The 16,717-nt window shown below is 59.6% G+C and carries 11 protein-coding genes; 6 read left to right on the top strand and 5 right to left on the bottom strand.

The window, feature by feature from the left end; translation table 11 throughout:
- Window positions 1–75: 75 nt before the first annotated feature.
- The 3 genes from ACQ4OE_RS25440 to ACQ4OE_RS25450 all read right to left on the bottom strand — a co-directional run bounded on the left by ACQ4OE_RS25440 (window position 76) and on the right by ACQ4OE_RS25450 (window position 6,191).
- Entirely contained in the window at window positions 76–3,750 is a 3,675-nt protein-coding gene (locus ACQ4OE_RS25440) for a translocation/assembly module TamB domain-containing protein (protein WP_430948316.1), read from the bottom strand.
- A complete protein-coding gene (locus ACQ4OE_RS25445) occupies window positions 3,747–5,474 on the bottom strand; it encodes an autotransporter assembly complex protein TamA (protein WP_430948317.1) in 1,728 nt (575 codons plus the stop codon). Before ACQ4OE_RS25445 ends, ACQ4OE_RS25440 begins: the two co-directional genes overlap by 4 nt.
- 66 nt (window positions 5,475–5,540) lie before the next feature.
- Complete coding sequence (locus ACQ4OE_RS25450; RefSeq protein WP_122590338.1) at window positions 5,541–6,191, bottom strand: GNAT family N-acetyltransferase; 651 nt, start codon at window positions 6,189–6,191, stop codon at window positions 5,541–5,543.
- 250 nt (window positions 6,192–6,441) lie between these two features.
- On the opposite strand from ACQ4OE_RS25450, the gene xthA reads away from it, so the two are divergent.
- Both xthA and ACQ4OE_RS25460 read left to right on the top strand, forming a co-directional pair.
- Complete coding sequence (gene xthA, locus ACQ4OE_RS25455) at window positions 6,442–7,254, top strand: exodeoxyribonuclease III (protein WP_430948318.1); 813 nt, start codon at window positions 6,442–6,444, stop codon at window positions 7,252–7,254.
- A gap of 190 nt (window positions 7,255–7,444) precedes the next feature.
- The gene (locus ACQ4OE_RS25460; RefSeq protein ID WP_430948319.1) at window positions 7,445–8,779 is read left to right on the top strand and encodes a substrate-binding domain-containing protein; all 1,335 of its coding nucleotides are present in this window, start codon (window positions 7,445–7,447) and stop codon (window positions 8,777–8,779) included.
- 131 nt (window positions 8,780–8,910) lie between these two features.
- Here ACQ4OE_RS25460 and ACQ4OE_RS25465 read toward each other — a convergent pair whose 3' ends face one another.
- Window positions 8,911–10,140 (bottom strand): acyl-CoA dehydrogenase, encoded by a 1,230-nt coding sequence (locus tag ACQ4OE_RS25465; protein ID WP_122590342.1) that lies wholly within the window; start codon window positions 10,138–10,140, stop codon window positions 8,911–8,913.
- A gap of 169 nt (window positions 10,141–10,309) precedes the next feature.
- On the opposite strand from ACQ4OE_RS25465, the gene ACQ4OE_RS25470 reads away from it, so the two are divergent.
- The 3 genes from ACQ4OE_RS25470 to ACQ4OE_RS25480 all read left to right on the top strand — a co-directional run bounded on the left by ACQ4OE_RS25470 (window position 10,310) and on the right by ACQ4OE_RS25480 (window position 12,877).
- Complete coding sequence (locus ACQ4OE_RS25470; RefSeq protein ID WP_016986544.1) at window positions 10,310–11,239, top strand: LysR family transcriptional regulator; 930 nt, start codon at window positions 10,310–10,312, stop codon at window positions 11,237–11,239.
- A gap of 196 nt (window positions 11,240–11,435) precedes the next feature.
- Window positions 11,436–11,837: a MerR family transcriptional regulator gene (locus ACQ4OE_RS25475; protein WP_093434160.1), complete on the top strand. Its 402-nt coding sequence runs from the start codon at window positions 11,436–11,438 to the stop codon at window positions 11,835–11,837.
- A 140-nt stretch (window positions 11,838–11,977) separates the two neighbouring features.
- Window positions 11,978–12,877 carry a hydroxymethylglutaryl-CoA lyase gene (locus tag ACQ4OE_RS25480; protein WP_430948320.1) on the top strand — a complete coding sequence of 300 codons (900 nt, stop codon included), beginning with the start codon at window positions 11,978–11,980 and terminating at the stop codon, window positions 12,875–12,877.
- Window positions 12,878–13,546: 669 nt separating this feature from the next.
- Here ACQ4OE_RS25480 and ACQ4OE_RS25485 read toward each other — a convergent pair.
- Window positions 13,547–15,244, bottom strand: a complete 1,698-nt coding sequence (locus ACQ4OE_RS25485) for an AMP-binding protein (RefSeq protein WP_430948321.1) — start codon at window positions 15,242–15,244, stop codon at window positions 13,547–13,549.
- A gap of 297 nt (window positions 15,245–15,541) precedes the next feature.
- Here ACQ4OE_RS25485 and ACQ4OE_RS25490 point away from each other — a divergent pair, with 297 nt between their 5' ends.
- Window positions 15,542–16,705: an isovaleryl-CoA dehydrogenase gene (locus tag ACQ4OE_RS25490; protein ID WP_007917237.1), complete on the top strand. Its 1,164-nt coding sequence runs from the start codon at window positions 15,542–15,544 to the stop codon at window positions 16,703–16,705.
- Window positions 16,706–16,717 lie beyond the last annotated feature (12 nt).

Below are 16,717 nucleotides of genomic sequence, written 5' to 3' on the forward strand. Positions count from 1 at the left end.
TCGGGCTGCGATGAGTCTAATACATTCTGGAAAAGCCGGATCGCAGGGACGCGACCCGGCTATTGGCAACACGACCTAGAAATCGCGCTTATAGAAGATATCCAGCGAGCTCGCGACACCACTGGCCGCTTCGACATACACCTTCTTGCTCAGCTTGTAGCGCAGTGCGATGGTGCTGGCCGGTTCAAACACGCCGACGCCATAACGCAAACTGAGCTTCTCGGTGATATTGCCGCTGGCGACCACGCTGGTGGCATCGCCGCTGCCTTGGGTGTCGAGCTGGAAGTCCTGAATGCCGAGGTCTTTGGCCAGTCCGCTGGTAACCCCGGAGCTGCCCATCAAGCCCAAGCCCAGCGCCGCTTGCGCGAGCATGTTGTTGTCTTCGCCGTTGGTGCTCAGCGGACGGCCCAGAATCAGGTAGGACAGCGCCTGCTCCTGACTCATCGCCGGCTCGGAGAAGATCTGCGTGGTCGGCTGCTCGGCGCTGCCGCTCAGGCGAATACCGGCGATCACGTCGTCGGTCTGGCGAATCGCTTCGATGTCCAGATACGGCTGATCGATCGGGCCGGCGAACAGCAGACGCGCTCGCCGCACTGACAGGCGCTGGCCGTAGGCACTGTAACGGCCATCGTTGAGCCACAGCTCGCCACGGGTATCCATGTTGTCGCCGATGTGCACATGCCCCTGCACGTTGGCGGTCAGACCAAATCCGGCGAAGGCGAGTTTGTCGTCACCGACCACCACGTCGATGTCCATTTTCATGGCCATCGGTGGTTTGCCCTCTTCGGTCTGCGCGCCGACGATGATCGTGTCGTCGGAGACTTTCACCGTCGATGGCGGCAATTCGCGCACGGTGATTTCGCCTCTGGGCACCAGCACTTTGCCGGCAATCTTCAACTCGTCGCCGGCCATGGAAATCTTCAGGTCCGGCGCGACTTCCAGTTTCGCGTACGGCTCAACGGTGACCGGCAATTGCGTGCCCTTGAGCGCCAGATCAACGGCCAGCGCCTGACCCCAGGCGACATTGCCGTTCAAACTGCCCTGCCCGCTCTTGCCGCTTTTCCAGCCGCCGTCGAGGCGCACGGATTCGCCAGCGATCACCGCGGTGAGTTGCAGATTTTGCAGTTCCATCGGCAATTCAGCGCCGGACACTTCGCCGTCGCTCAATTGCACGGTGCCGTTGACCAGCGGCGCCAGCAAGCCACCGGAAATCGTGCCACTGCCGTTAAGGCGCCCGGTGAGTTTCTCGACCATTGGCACAAACGGCCGTGCCACCGACAGATCCAGTCCAGAGAGGCGGAACGAACCGCTCAGCGGTTTGTTTTTCGGCAACGGATTAAGCTGCGCCTGCACCATCAATTCACCGAGTTTGCCGCCGACGAAATTGAGTTCGGTGTCGACGCGTTTCGGCGTCAGTTTGCTGGTGAGTTTCAGCGTCTGGTACGGGAAGTCCAGCCACTGATCCTTGTCCTTCATGCGCAACGTACCGCCGCTGGCGTCAACGCTGACCACGCCGTTCGGGCCGCTGGCCGGCAGATCCAGTTGCAGGTCGGCGTTGAGTTTGCCCTTCCAGGCAAAATCTTTCGGCAACCACTGCGCCAGGCTTTCAATGGGGAACTGCTTGAGGTGGTAACGCAGTTTCGGCTCAGGCATCAGCCGCTGATCTTCACCGCACAAGCTGGCGCCGCCGGACAGCCAGCAATGCGCGCCGAAGTTGATTTTGCCGTCGGCCAGACGTTCGAGTCTGGCCGGATTTTGCAGTTTCCAGTCCTGGCCGCCGGCCTGAATATCACCGCTGGCCAGGCGTCCGCGCCAGTTGCCCTTGTCCAGAGTGCCATCCAGGCCGAGGGCCAGTTTCAGCTGCGGGCCAATCAGGTCGAGGTTGAGTTTCTGGTTCTTGATATCGCCCTGAGCGCTCGCGGTCAGCGTGCCCAGCGAGGTATCGCCGGCCTGAATGCCGCTGCCTTTCAGATCGATCTTCGCCCGTTGCGCACTGTCGAGGGTCGCATCGAGATTGAGGCTTTGCAGGCGATTGTCCTGGAACGCCAATTGCGAGCCTTGCAGGTTGAGTTTGCCCTGCGGCGCCTTCAACGTACCGGCGACATTGACCTGACCATTGACCTGCCCGCGCAGTTGCGGCCAGAGCTGGGCCAGTCGCGACAACTTGATGTCGATCTGCCCGGCGAGTTTTTCGTGCAGGCTGCCCTTGCCGTTGATGCTGTTGTCGCCGAGGCGGATTTGCAGGGCATTCAGGTTCCACTGTTCGCCAGCGCCGTCGGCCTTGGCCTGGAGAATCGCCGGTTGGCCACGCAGTTTGCCTTTAAGGTCGAGATCGGCGGTCAGGCTCAGGCGCTCATTCTTCATTTCGCCCTTGCTTTTCAGAGGCCCGGCCAAAGTGCCCGGCAATTCGGCGACCCAGTACGCCGGGTTCAGCGCCGACAGATCCAGCGCGGTGTCCCAGGCGATGCCATCGGCGAACTGCACATTCACATGACCTTCAGCCTTGCCCTGCCCGGCTTGCATTTTCAACTGCGGCAAAGCGATCTGTTTAAGGCTGCCGCTGAACGGACTGCTCAGGGTAAACGCGCCTGCCGGGCCATCCAGAGCGGCGTCGAAGTTACCGAGGTATTGACCGTCGGTGTAGGAAACTTCGCCAGTGAAGGTACGCAAGGCGACTTGTGGCTCGTCGATTTCGTTGTAGAGCCGATGCCACGGGAAATCCTGCCAGTTGATAGTGGCTTGGGCGGTGAGGCCTTTGCTCCAGTCGACGCTACCGGTGAGTTTGAGGCTTTGTTTGTCGTTGGCCGTCAGATCGAGGCCGGCGATCTGCGCGCCGCTGGCATCGACTTTGCCTTTGAGCAGCAGCGCCACCGGGCCTTGATCGGCGGGGAGTTCGGCATTGCCGTTTAACTGGTAACCGTTTTTCAGATCGCCTTCGCCAGTCAGTCGCAATTTATTCAGTTGCAGCGTGTCGGGCAGATCGGCGCTTGGTTTGAACGCCTCGGAAGTGATGCGCACCTTGGCCGGGAGGTTTTCCGCCAACGGTTGCAGCTCGCCGCTCAACTGGCCGTCGAGGTAACCACGGCTGTCGGCGTGCAAGTTGAGACTTTTCAACAGATCGCCGTCGACCTTCAACGCCAACGTCCACGGCTCAGTGCCCGGCGACGGCAAAGTCAGATCGCCGGCAATGTTCAACGGCCAGTCACCGGTCGGCGTGAGTGTGCCAGACAGGTTCAGGTTGAGTTCGTCGCGCTGCAATTTCACGCTGTCGATCTGCAGGCCTTGGGCGGTCCAGTGCGCCGCCAGTTGCAAGCCCTGCAGCTCTTCACTGCCGTTGAACATCAGACTGCCGACCTTGACGTCGCCCAGCTCAATGGCCAGCGGCAGTTGCAGGTCCGGCAATTTGATCGGGCCACTCTCGGTGGTTTCTTCACTGGGCGGAAATTGCAGGATGACTTGATCAGCCTGAAGCTGTTCGATGCACAGGGTCATGCGCGTCAGGCACAGCGGCGACCAGGCGAAGATTGCCTTGTTCAGCTCGACGCGGCTGCTGTCCTGCTGCCAGACCAGATGATCGGCGCTCCATTGGCCGCCGAGGCGACCGTGGAAATTGTCGACTGTCAGGCCGGGCACGAGTCCCAGCACCCAACGGCTGCCAGCCTGCGTGCCGAGCACGGCGGTGAGGCTCAATACAATCAACAACACCAGCGCCAACAGCGTCAGTGCCGTTATTTTCAAACCACGCTTCACAGCTCAGGCCCCATGGAAAAGTGCAGCCGGATGCCGCCATCGTCGTCGAGTGCATGGGCCAGGTCGAGGCGGATCGGCCCCACCGGCGAGACCCAGCGCACACCAATACCGACCCCGGTCTTGAGGTTCGGCAGTTCGAGTTTGTTGAAGGAGTTGCCCTGATCGACAAAGGTCGCCACGCGCCATTTTTCGGCGATCGAATATTGATACTCGACGCTGCCGGCGACCATGTAGCGCCCGCCGATGCGGTCGCCTTCAGAGTTTTTCGGCGACAGGCTCTGATAATCGTACCCACGCACGCTCTGATCGCCACCGGCGAAGAAACGCAGCGATGGCGGAATCGAGTTGTAGCCGTTGGTGGCGCTGCCGCCGACCTGCACGCGACCAAGGAAGCGGTGTTTGTCGAACACCGTGGTCAGGCCTTTGACCAACGCCGTGCCATATAAAAGGTTGTTGTCCGAACCGAGACCTTCCTTCGCCACTTTGCTTTCGAAGCTCAAGCGGTAGCCGTTGCGCGGGTCGATGCGGTTGTCGCTTTTCAGGTACGAATAACTGATGCCGGGCATCAACAAGGTGCTCAGGCCGGAGTCGTCGCCGAGTTCGTATTCTTCGCGCTGCCACTTCAGCGAAATCACTCGCTGCCAGCCGCTCGGCAACTTGCTGTGCCATTCCGGGCCGAAAGTCAGCAGTTTGCTCAACGTGTCGGAACCGTCGATGTCTTCGAATTGGTAACCGCCGGCCCAACGCAGTTTGTCGGTCAGCGGCGGGTCGAGCGGGATGTCGTAGAACAGCCCGACGTTTTGCCGCGGCGCCGACAGCTCGGCTTCCCAGCCATAACTGTCGCCCTGCGGGTTGACCCAGTGACGGGTCCAGTTGGCTTTGATGCGCGGGCCGACGTCAGTGGAATAACCGAGGCCAAGGCCCATGGTCCGCGGCTTGCGCGTGTCGAGTTTGACCTCGACCGGGATCACGTCGTTTTTCGCGGCGGTCGGTGCGGCGTCGACGCGTACGCCTTCGAAATAGCCGCTCGATTGCAGGTCGCGGTTGAGTTCGGCGATCAGCTCGGAATCGTACGGCTCGCCCTCCTTGAACGGCACCATGCGTTGCAGCAGATCTTCGTCGAACGGCGTATCGCCTTCGAAACTGACTTTGCCCAGCGCATAACGCGGGCCGCTGTCGTAGATCAATTCAATGTCGGCCACCCCGGCGCGCGGGTCGACCAGGAGTTTTTGCCGGGTGAAATGGCCGCTGAAGAAACCGAAGCGCGAGGCCTGATTCTGAATCAGGCGTTTGGCGTCTTCGTAACGGCCATGGTTAAGCACCGCGCCAGACTTGAGCACGTCGCTTTTCGGCACACGAAATGATTTGAGGGAGGCCGCCGGGCCATCAACGCGAATGGTGACGTTGCGCAGACGAATCGGTTCGCCGGGATCGATTTTCAGCACCAGGCGCGGTTTCTCGCCGCCCTTGACGTCACTTTCGATCTGCGGCTGGTAATAACCCAAGGCCTGGGCCGCTTTGCGCGCCTGCTCTTCGGCACCACGACTGAAGCGCAGCAAGGCTTCTTCGTCGCGATCGCCGAGGCTGCCGATATAGCCCTCTATATTGGCCTTCAGTTCATCGTTGGACGGTTTGATCCGTACGTCCAATTCACTTTGCGCCAGCGCCGCGCAGCTGGTTAACAGCAGGAGCACGCCACTGGTAAATCTTCCTGGAAACTTCATAGGCGCGGATGCTATCACGGGCTTGGGAGCGTGATAGAACAGGAAATTTCCCAAGAAGTTCGATTGTTATGCTGTTGCAGTTTGTAACACCTGCGGATTGGCGTGGAAAAATACGTGTTCACGCACCGGTCCGACGGCAACCTCGCCGATCTCCTCGTAACCCTGCCTTTTATAGAATTCCAGGTAACGCGGATTGCCGGTGTCGAGCACCACGCCTTGCGAGGTTTCGTCGACCGCGCACCAGTTGTGTACCGCCGTCAATAATTGCTCGCCAAAGTGCTTGCCCTGAAATTGTGGGTGAATGCCCAGCAGCGGCAACATGTGCACCGAATCGGTCGGCACGCAGGCCGAGACCGCATCGTGGTATTCCAGATAACGCCGGGTGCAGCGGAAACCCGTGCTGAGCACCATGCGCAGGCGCCACGCCCAACTCTCGGTAACGCCCAGGCGTCGTTGCGGCGGCGCGATCAGGGCGATGCCGATCAGGCGATCGTTGACCAGCAGGCCGATGGCCGGCAGATCCTGGAGAAAGTGTTGTTTGACCAGTTCACGCACCGTCGCCCGCACCCGTTGTTCGTAGCCAGGGCGCTCGGCTTCGAACAGGTAACCGAAGGTCGGCTCGTGGCGATAGGCCTGATACAGCAGCGATCGGGCCTCGCGCGAGTAGCCGCGGTCGAGCATATGAATGTCGGCGATGGCGGTCTGGGTTTCAGGCATGACGGTGATTCTCCCCGGGGCGCGTGCAAATGGCCGCGCTCTTGTTGGTACGAACCTTTTGGCGGTGGGACAGTTCCCCACAGGTATAGACCAACTCGGGATCTTCATCGATCTTTGCCGGCCCCTTCGCGAGCAGGCTCGCTCCCACATTCAGATCGCGTACAAATCCCACAGGCCAAAATGATTTCTCCCACACTGGCCCATCTCCCCCATGTCAGCTAGCATCGCCCTTTTGCCAGGACTGCCGACCATGAAGATCGTTTCCTTCAACATCAACGGACTGCGCGCCCGTCCGCATCAGCTGGCAGCGCTGATCGACAAACACCAGCCGGACGTGATCGGTCTGCAGGAAACCAAAGTCCACGACGACCAGTTCCCGCTCGAAGAAGTCCGCGCCCTCGGTTACCACGTGTATTTCCATGGCCAGAAAGGTCACTACGGCGTGGCGATGCTCTCGCGTCAGGAACCGATCGCCATTCATAAAGGGTTTGCCACCGACGAAGAAGACGCCCAGCGCCGCTTTATCTGGGGCACCTTCGCCGACGCCAATGGCGTGCCGGTGACGATCATGAACGGCTATTTCCCACAGGGCGAAAGCCGCGACCACCCGACCAAATTCCCCGCCAAGCAGCGTTTCTACAGCGATCTGCAAGCACTGCTGGAAAGCCAGTTCCACAACGAACAGCCGGTGGTGGTGATGGGCGATGTGAACATTTCCCCGGAAGACTGCGACATCGGCATCGGCCCGGACAACATGAAGCGCTGGCTGAAAACCGGCAAATGCAGCTTCCTGCCGGAGGAACGCGAGTGGATGGCGCGCCTGAAAAATTGGGGCCTGACTGACAGTTATCGCCACCTGAACCCGGACGTGACCGACATGTTCAGCTGGTTCGACTACCGCAGCCGTGGCTTTGAAGATGAGCCAAAGCGCGGGCTGCGGATTGATGTGATTCTGGCGTCGCACGGTTTGTTGCCGCGGGTGAAGGCGGCGGGCGTGGACTACGAATTGCGCGGAATGGAAAAGCCGTCCGACCACGCGCCGATCTGGCTTGAATTGGCCTGATCTTCCTATCACCTGAAATCCCCTGTGGGAGCGAGCCTGCTCGCGAAAGCGGTGTGTCAGTCACCAAAAATGGTTCTGATACACCGCATTCGCGAGCAAGCTCGCTCCCACATTTGGATCACTGTCATCTTCAAGTAACTTTTCTGACTTAATCTCCCCGGCAATCCCCTTGGCTTGATTCGGTGCCGGCATGACCCTGCGTGTTCTGTGCGTCTTTCTATTGAGTGCGTGGCTGACGGCGTCTGCCGCCGGTTTGCCGGTGCCGGACGACGGCCCCGCGCTGCGCATTCAAGGCTCCAACACCATCGGCGCCGAACTCGGGCCGGCGCTGGTGGAAGGCTTGCTGCAGGAACAGGGTCTGCTCAAAGTCCACCGGGAACCCCCTGACACCGCCAACGAACAACGCATCGTCGCTCAGACCGCCCAAGGCAAACGCGTGGTTGTTGAAGTCGCCGCCCACGGTTCCAGCACCGGGTTTGCCGCGTTGAAAAACGCCAGCGCAGATCTCGCCGCCTCCTCCCGCGAGATCAAGGACAGTGAGCTGCAGACCCTTCAATCACTGGGCGATCTGAAAAGCGCCGCCGCCGAACAAGTCATCGCCATCGATGGTCTGGCGATCATTCTTCATCCCGACAATCCGCTACAACAACTCGACACTGAGCAACTGGCGCGAATCTTCTCCGGCGAGGTGAAAACCTGGGAAGACCTCGGCGGGCGTGGCGGTGCGATTCATCTCTATGCGCGAGATGATCAGTCCGGCACGTACGACACGTTTAAGGAACTGGTCCTCAGTCGTCGTGGGAAAACTCTGAGCAGCGCGGCGAAAAGGTTTGAATCCAGCGAGCAATTGTCCGATGCCGTCAGCGGCGACCCGCAGGGTATTGGCTTCATTGGTTTGCCCTACGTGCGCCAGGCCAAAGCCGTGGCCATTGCCGATGGCGCATCGCAACCCATGCTGCCGCTGAGCAGCCTGATCGCCACTGAAGATTATCCGTTGTCGCGGCGGCTGTTCCTTTATCTGCCGCCCGACAGCAGCAACCCGTGGGCCAAGGCATTGGTGGCGTTTGCGCAAAGCCGTGAGGGCCAGTTGATTGTGGCGGCCAACGGTTTTGTCAGCCAGACCGTGCACGCCATGACTGTCGCGCCGAATGCGCTGATGCCCGAGGGGTATCAATCCCTCAGCCGTCACGCCCAACGTCTGACGGTGAACTTCCGTTTCGAGGAAGGCAGCGCCAACCTGGACAACAAGGCGCGTCAGGATCTGGCGCGGGTGCTCGACTATATAAAGCGCCACGAAAAGACCGAACGCGCGGTGACGCTGGTGGGTTTTGGTGATGCCAAGGATGACCCGGCGCGCGCGGATCTGCTGTCGAAGCTGCGGGCGATGGCGGTGCGACGGGAGTTGGTGAAGAACGGCGTGGTGCTGCGCGAGGTGCGCGGCTTTGGCGCGTTGATGCCGGTGGCAGCGAACAATGCGGATGAGGGAAGGATCAAGAATCGGCGAGTTGAGGTTTGGGTGTACTGAGATCCCCTGATCGTTCCCACGCTCCGCGTGGTAAGGCCGCCATGGACGCTCCGCGTCCACTGTGACGCGGACCGTCACGGGATGCATTCCCACGCAGAGCGTGGGAACGATCAGGATCTCTCAGTGCTGGATCAGCGTTCGCTTCGCAGCATCTCTTTTGGCACATACTTGCCAATTTCAAACTTGCCAATCGCCGCGCGGTGCACTTCGTCCGGGCCGTCGGCCAGGCGCAATGTGCGTTGCATCGCATACATATAAGCCAGCGGGAAATCGTTCGACACCCCTGCCCCGCCATGCATCTGGATCGCCCGGTCGATCACCCGCAGCGCGACGTTCGGCGCAACCACCTTGATCTGTGCGATCTCGCTCTTGGCGATTTTGTTACCCACGGTGTCCATCATGTACGCCGCTTTCAATGTCAGCAGGCGGGCCATGTCGATCTCCATCCGCGAATCGGCGATCTTGTCGACGTTACCGCCCAGACGCGCCAGCGGTTTGCCGAAGGCGGTGCGGCTCACCGAGCGCTTGCACATCAATTCCAATGCACGTTCCGCCATGCCGACCGAACGCATGCAGTGGTGAATGCGGCCTGGGCCGAGACGACCCTGAGCAATTTCAAAGCCACGTCCTTCACCCAAAAGGACGTTTTCGTACGGCACGCGCACGTTGTCGAACAGCACTTCGGCATGGCCGTGCGGTGCATCGTCGTAACCGAACACCGGCAACGGACGCACGATTTTTACGCCGGGGGTATCGACCGGTACGAGGATCATCGAGTGCTGAGCGTGGCGCGGTGCATCGGGATTGCTCAGGCCCATGAAGATGAGGATCTTGCAGCGCGGATCGCAGGCGCCGGAGGTCCACCATTTTTTGCCGTTGATCACCCACTCGTCACCATCACGCACGGCGCGGGCGGCCATGTTGGTGGCGTCGGACGAGGCCACGTCCGGTTCAGTCATGGCGAACGCCGAGCGAATTTCGCCGCGCAGCAGCGGTTCGAGCCAGCGCTGTTTCTGTTCTTCGTTGGCGTAGCGCACCAGCACTTCCATGTTGCCGGTGTCCGGCGCCGAGCAGTTGAACGGCTCGGGGCCGAGCAGCGAGCGGCCCATGATTTCCGCCAGTGGCGCGTATTCGAGGTTGGTCAGGCCAGCACCGAGTTCCGACTCCGGCAGAAACAGATTCCACAAACCTTCGGCCTTGGCCTTGGCTTTGAGCTCTTCCATGATCGCCGTCGGCTGCCAGCGATCGCCTTCGGCAACCTGGCGTTCGAACACGGCTTCGGCCGGGTAAACATAAGTGTCCATGAACGCGGTTACGCGCTCACGCAGTTCTTGCACCTTGGGCGAATAAGCGAAATCCATGAGCAATTACCTTCTCTGGCAGAGGTTGTTTAAGTCATGCAATCGATGCTAGAACAGCGTTGATAATTTACCTAGCCTATTCTCGGCGTGTATAAACATTCATCACCGATATATGATCGGCTGATTGCCAGCCGTTAAAACCGCCCTAAATAACAAGAGAAGCCGCGTTATGAATCTGAGTAAGGTCGACCTCAACCTTTTCATCGTCTTCGACGCGATCTACACCGAAGCCAACCTGACCCGCGCCGGGCAGATTGTCGGCATTACCCAGCCAGCGGTGTCCAACGCCTTGGCGCGGTTGCGTGAAACCTTCAACGACCCGCTCTTTGTGCGCACCGCCCAGGGTATGGTGCCGACGCCGATGGCGCAGAACATCATCGGCCCGGTGCGTAACGCGCTGTCGCTGCTGCGCGTGTCGGTTCAGGAAAGCCGCATTTTCAACCCGGCGCAAGCGGTCAAGACCTACCGCATCAGCATGACCGACCTCACCGAGGCAGTGATCCTGCCGCCGCTGTTTCAACGTCTGCGCCGGTTGGCGCCGACCGTCATCATCGAAAGCTTTCTATCGAAACGTCGCGAAACCACCAAGGAACTGGCGGCCGGGCGCCTGGATTTCGCCGTGGATGCGCCGCTCAACACCGACCCGCAGGTGCGTCACGTCAAGCTGATGGAAGACCGCTACGTGTGTGCGATGCGCAAGGGACATCCGATGGCGGGCAAGGAGAAGCTCTCGCTGGATGACTATCTATCGCTGACCCACATCCACATCTCCAGCCGTCGCAGTGGCCTGGGGTATGTCGATCTGGCGCTGGGCAAAATGGGCATTCAGCGCAAGATCGCGCTGCGTTCGCAGCATTATTTGATGGCCTCGCAGGTGATGCAGCAAACCGATATGGTCATGACCGTGCCGGAGCGTTTTGCCCGAAGGCATGAGCTGCAGGCGTTTAACCTGCCGGTGAATGATGTGCCGCCGGTGGAAACGCATCTGTATTGGCATGAGAGCACCGATCAGGACCCGGCGAATCGCTGGATGCGCGAGCAGATGATCGAGTTGTGCCAGCAGGTGACGGCGCAGGAGAAGAAGCTCGATAAGGTGTAGGGCTTTTTACCGCGGCGCTGCCATCGCGAGCAGGCTCGCTCCCACATTCGACCGCGTTTATCCGGCTGAAATGCGATTCGATGTGGGAGCGAGCCTGCTCGCGAAGGAGCCATGAAATACAACCCAAATCATCCCGCTTGACGTAAACGTCAACTCACCATTAGCTTAGCGCCAAGACCTTTTTCCGAGCGCTTCCATGAGCAGCCAGACCTACAGCATTTCCGACCTCGCCCGCGAGCTGGACATCACCACCCGGGCGATCCGTTTCTATGAAGAGCAAGGCCTGCTCAGCCCTGAGCGCCGTGGCCAGGAGCGCATCTATTCACCGCGCGACAAGGTCAGTCTGAAGCTGATCCTGCGTGGCAAGCGCATCGGTTTTTCCCTGGCCGAATGCCGCGAGCTGATCGAGCTTTACGACCCGTCGAGCGGTAACACCAAACAGCTCAACAGCATGCTGGCGAAAATCACCGAGCGCCGGGAACAGCTTGAGCAGCAGTTGCTGGATATCGAACAGATGAAGCTCGAACTCGATACCGCTGAAGAACGCTGCGTGCAAGCGCTGGAGCAAACGCTCAAGAGCCAGCAGGCCATTCAGTAACAATCCCATTCCCTGTGGGAGCGAGCCTGCTCGCGAATGCAATTTGTCATTCGACATCTAGGGTGATTGACCCGGCGCTTTCGCGAGCAAGCTCGCTCCCACAGGGTTCTTCACGAATTCAAAAGAGCAGGTCAACCGCCATGTCCCTCCCCTCCCAAGTACGCCTGATCGAAGTCGGCCCGCGCGATGGCCTGCAGAACGAAGCCCAGCCCATCAGCGTCGCCGACAAGGTGCGACTGGTCGACGCGCTCAGCGCCGCTGGTCTTGGCTATATAGAAGTCGGCAGTTTCGTTTCGCCCAAATGGGTGCCGCAAATGGCCGGCTCCGCCGAGGTATTCGCGCAGATCCAGCGCAAACCCGGCGTAACCTACGGCGCATTGGCGCCGAACCTGCGCGGCTTCGAAGATGCGATTGCCGCCGGGGTCAAGGAAGTCGCGGTATTCGCTGCTGCTTCCGAGGCCTTCTCGCAGCGCAACATCAATTGCTCGATCAGCGAGAGCCTGGCGCGCTTCGCGCCGATCATGGAAGCGGCGCAACAACACGGCGTTACCGTGCGTGGTTACGTGTCGTGCGTGCTCGGTTGCCCGTACGAAGGCACGGTCGCGCCGGAGCAAGTGGCAATGGTTGCGCGCGAGTTGTATGCGATGGGCTGCTACGAAGTGTCGCTGGGCGACACCATCGGCACCGGCACCGCTGGCGACACTCGTCGTTTATTCGAGGTGGTTTCAGCGCAAGTGCCACGGGAAAAACTGGCCGGGCATTTCCACGACACCTATGGCCAGGCCATGGCCAACATCTACGCCAGTCTGCTCGAAGGCATTTCGGTGTTCGACAGCTCTATCGCGGGCCTCGGCGGCTGTCCGTACGCCAAAGGTGCGAGCGGTAACGTTGCCACCGAAGACGTTGTTTACCTGCTTAACGGCCTCGGCATCGACACCGGTATCGACCTGGACGCCTTGATTGCCGCGGGTCAGCAGATCAGCGCCGTGCTCGGTCGCCCGAGTGGTTCGCGCGTGGCCAAGGCACGTAGCGCGCAGTGAGGGCCAAAGGTGTTACCGCGGAGTCTGGAATGTGGGATGAAGCGAGTAACACGGAAACAAATTGTCTGGTTTCGCCTGAACGAAAAAACCTACAAAAATTTAAATCATTGATTTAAAAGGGTTTTTTAAAGTTGGCACGGCATCTGCTATCTCTATCGCATAACAAGAATAAAAAGCAGCAAACCAATAAAAATAAGACGTACCGACTCTGACATAACAAAAACAACACGGCAGAGACGCAGCTAACAGATTTTTTTGGAGAAGGTGTGCTTTTCAGGGTGCTCTCAGGAGTGACCCGCAACCGGGCAGAGAACAATAAAACTACCTTCAGGTAGCTCCCGAATCGGTTGGATCGCTCAGCGAGAAAGTAGATCAGCGCTCAAAAAAATACGTTTGCTCTTGACCCCGGATGGGGGTCGCCAAAAACAGCGGTAAAGGGCCACGGTTGCCAAAAACAACAACAGACCGACCCTCAATAATAAAAAAGAGCACGCGACGACAAAATTAAAGGGGAGCCTCGGCTCCCCTTTGTGCTTTCTGTGATTTCTTTTTGCAACACCGCTTATCCCCTGTGGGAGCGAGCCTGCTCGCGAAAGCGGTGTGTCATCAACAAAGATATTGGCTGACCTGACGCCTTCGCGAGCAGGCTCGCTCCCACAGTGGTTGCGGTTAACGCTCGATGGTTTTCAATTCTTCGATACTTATTTCCCGCATCCTGAATTTCTGAATCTTGCCCGTCACCGTCATCGGAAACTCCTCCACGAACCTGAAGTGCCGTGGCGTCTTGAAGTGCGCGATGCGTTCCTTGCACCAGGTTTGCAGCTCCAGCTCCGAGGCGCTATGGCCCGGGTGAAACTTGATCCAGGCGACAATCTCCTCACCGTAGCGCGAGCACGGAATGCCGATCACCTGCACGTCCGCCACCGCCGGGTGGGTGAAGAAAAATTCTTCCAGCTCACGCGGATAAATGTTCTCGCCACCACGGATGATCATGTCCTTGTTGCGCCCGGCGATATTGACGTAACCCTCCTCGTTCATGCTCGCCAGGTCGCCGGTGTGCATCCAGCCCGCTTCATCGATGGCTTCAGCCGTGGCTTGCGGATTGCTCCAGTAGCCGAGCATCACGCTGTAACCGCGCGTGCACAGCTCGCCGATGGTGCCGCGTGGTACGAGGTTGCCGGCCTCGTCGATGATCTTGCTTTCCAGTTGCGGCTGAGTGCGGCCGACGGTGGTCACGCGCAATTCCAGTTCATCGTTGGGGCCGGTTTGCAGCGACACCGGACTGGTTTCGGTCATGCCGTAAGCGATCTGCACTTCGCTCATGTGCATCTCGCTGATGACCCGGCGCATCACTTCGATCGGGCACGTCGCGCCGGCCATGATCCCGGTGCGCAGGCTCGACAGATCGAATTCGCTGCGCTGCGGCTGATCGAGCATGGCGATGAACATGGTCGGCACGCCGTAGAGGCCGGTGGCTTTTTCCTCGGCGACGGTTTGCAAAGTCAGTAACGGATCGAAGGCGTCGTTGGGGTAAATCATCGTAGTGCCGTGGGTGATGCAGCCGAGATTGCCCATGACCATGCCGAAGCAGTGGTACAGCGGCACCGGAATCACCAGACGGTCGCGCGAGGTCAGGCCAATGCTTTCGCCGACCATGTAACCGTTGTTGAGAATGTTGTAGTGGCTGAGGGTCGCGCCCTTGGGGAAACCGGTGGTGCCGGAGGTGTACTGGATATTGACCGGTTGATCGAAGTGCAAACTTTCGCTGCGCTCACTGAGTTGTTGCGGGGAGATGTTCGCGGCGATATCCGTCAGTTGCGCCCACGGCAGGAATCCTGATGGCGGCTGCGCGTCGAGGCTGATCACACCGCGCAAGCCCGGTAGACGTTCGCTGCGCAGCTGGCCGATGGATTGCTCGGCCAGTTCCGGCAGCAATCCCTGCAACATGCCGTGATAGTTCGACGACTTGAACGCCCCGGCGCAAACCAGCCATTGGCAACCGGATTGCTTGAGCACGTATTCCAGTTCGGAACTGCGGTAGGCCGGGTTGACGTTGACCAGAATCACGCCGATTTTCGCCGTGGCGAATTGGGTGATGCACCACTGCGCGCAGTTCGGCGCCCAGATACCGAGTCGATCACCAGCCTGCAAACCCAGGGCGAGCAGCGCTCTGGCGTGCAAGTCCACGGCGTCGGCCAGTTGTCGCCAGGAATAGCGCAACTGCTGATGACGTACGACCAGCGCTTCGCCGTCAGGGTATTGCGCGACCGTTTGATCGAACTTCTGCCCGATGGTCATCGCCAGCAAGGCTTTTTCCTGTGAGCCACGGGTGTAGCTGCGCTGCGGGTTTACACTGGGTTGATCCATGACGACCCCTATTGTCTTTATTAGTGGGTTTTGCGGATTTGATCCCTGTGGGAGCGAGCTAGCTCGCGAAGAGGCCAGCGGACGCAACATCCCGATTGACCTGATCTGACGCCTTCGCGAGCAAGCTCGCTCCCACAAGGTCTGCTCCGTTTCAATCTTGAACTGCACCTACTCTCGCCCAAGTTGACGTTAACGTAAAGGGTGATTGACAGTCATTCGTCACACGCTTACGTTAACGTAAAGGTGAGAGCTGAATGGCCGCTCTCCCCACCCTACAAAAAAGCCAAAAGGTGCCCCATGAGCTATCCATCCCTGAACTTCGCCCTCGGTGAAACCATCGACATGCTGCGCGATCAGGTTCAGTCCTTTGTCGCCAAAGAGATCGCCCCGCGTGCGGCGCAGATCGACAGCGACAACCTGTTCCCCGCCGACATGTGGCGCAAATTCGGTGACATGGGCCTGCTCGGCATCACCGTGCCGGAAGAGTACGGCGGCGCTGGCCTCGGTTACCTGGCCCACGTTGTCGCAATGGAAGAAATCAGCCGTGGCTCGGCTTCGGTGGCATTGTCCTACGGCGCGCACTCCAACCTCTGCGTCAACCAGATCAACCGCAACGGCAATCACGAACAGAAATCCAAGTATCTGCCGAAGTTGATCAGCGGCGAACACGTCGGCGCGCTGGCCATGAGCGAACCGAACGCCGGTTCCGACGTGGTTTCGATGAAACTGCGCGCCGATAAACGCGGCGACCGCTTCGTCCTCAACGGCAGCAAAACCTGGATTACCAACGGCCCTGACGCCAACACCTACGTGATCTACGCCAAGACCGACCTGGAAAAAGGTCCGCACGGCATCACCGCGTTCATCGTCGAGCGCGACTGGAAAGGCTTCAGCCGCAGCAACAAATTCGACAAGCTCGGCATGCGTGGCTCCAACACCTGCGAACTGTTTTTCGACGACGTCGAAGTGCCGGAAGAAAACATCCTCGGCGTGCTCAACGGCGGCGTGAAGGTGTTGATGAGCGGCCTCGATTACGAGCGCGTGGTTCTCTCCGGCGGCCCGACCGGGATCATGCAGTCGTGCATGGACCTGATCGTGCCGTACATCCACGACCGCAAGCAGTTCGGCCAAAGCATCGGCGAATTCCAGCTGATCCAGGGCAAAGTCGCCGACATGTACACCCAACTCAACGCCAGCCGCGCCTATCTCTATGCGGTTGCGCAGGCTTGCGAACGCGGCGAAACCACCCGCAAAGACGCCGCCGGGGTGATTCTCTACACCGCCGAACGCGCGACACAAATGGCCCTCGACGCGATCCAGATTCTCGGCGGCAACGGTTACATCAACGAATTTCCGGCGGGCCGTTTGCTGCGTGACGCCAAGCTCTACGAAATCGGCGCTGGCACCAGTGAGATCCGTCGCATGCTGATCGGTCGCGAACTGTTCAACGAAACCCGCTAAACGGAGCTGACC

The sequence above is a fragment of the Pseudomonas sp. WC2 genome (assembly GCF_050586545.1).
Taxonomy (GTDB): domain Bacteria; phylum Pseudomonadota; class Gammaproteobacteria; order Pseudomonadales; family Pseudomonadaceae; genus Aquipseudomonas.

Coding starts and splice junctions, on each gene's coding strand:
- xthA (WP_430948318.1), top strand. CDS start 6,442: ATGAAGATCGTTTCCTTCAACATCAACGGACTGCGCGCCCGTCCGCAT.
- ACQ4OE_RS25450 (WP_122590338.1), bottom strand. CDS start 6,191: ATGCCTGAAACCCAGACCGCCATCGCCGACATTCATATGCTCGACCGC.
- ACQ4OE_RS25480 (WP_430948320.1), top strand. CDS start 11,978: ATGTCCCTCCCCTCCCAAGTACGCCTGATCGAAGTCGGCCCGCGCGAT.
- ACQ4OE_RS25490 (WP_007917237.1), top strand. CDS start 15,542: ATGAGCTATCCATCCCTGAACTTCGCCCTCGGTGAAACCATCGACATG.
- ACQ4OE_RS25475 (WP_093434160.1), top strand. CDS start 11,436: ATGAGCAGCCAGACCTACAGCATTTCCGACCTCGCCCGCGAGCTGGAC.
- ACQ4OE_RS25465 (WP_122590342.1), bottom strand. CDS start 10,140: ATGGATTTCGCTTATTCGCCCAAGGTGCAAGAACTGCGTGAGCGCGTA.
- ACQ4OE_RS25485 (WP_430948321.1), bottom strand. CDS start 15,244: ATGGATCAACCCAGTGTAAACCCGCAGCGCAGCTACACCCGTGGCTCA.
- ACQ4OE_RS25445 (WP_430948317.1), bottom strand. CDS start 5,474: ATGAAGTTTCCAGGAAGATTTACCAGTGGCGTGCTCCTGCTGTTAACC.
- ACQ4OE_RS25470 (WP_016986544.1), top strand. CDS start 10,310: ATGAATCTGAGTAAGGTCGACCTCAACCTTTTCATCGTCTTCGACGCG.
- ACQ4OE_RS25460 (WP_430948319.1), top strand. CDS start 7,445: ATGACCCTGCGTGTTCTGTGCGTCTTTCTATTGAGTGCGTGGCTGACG.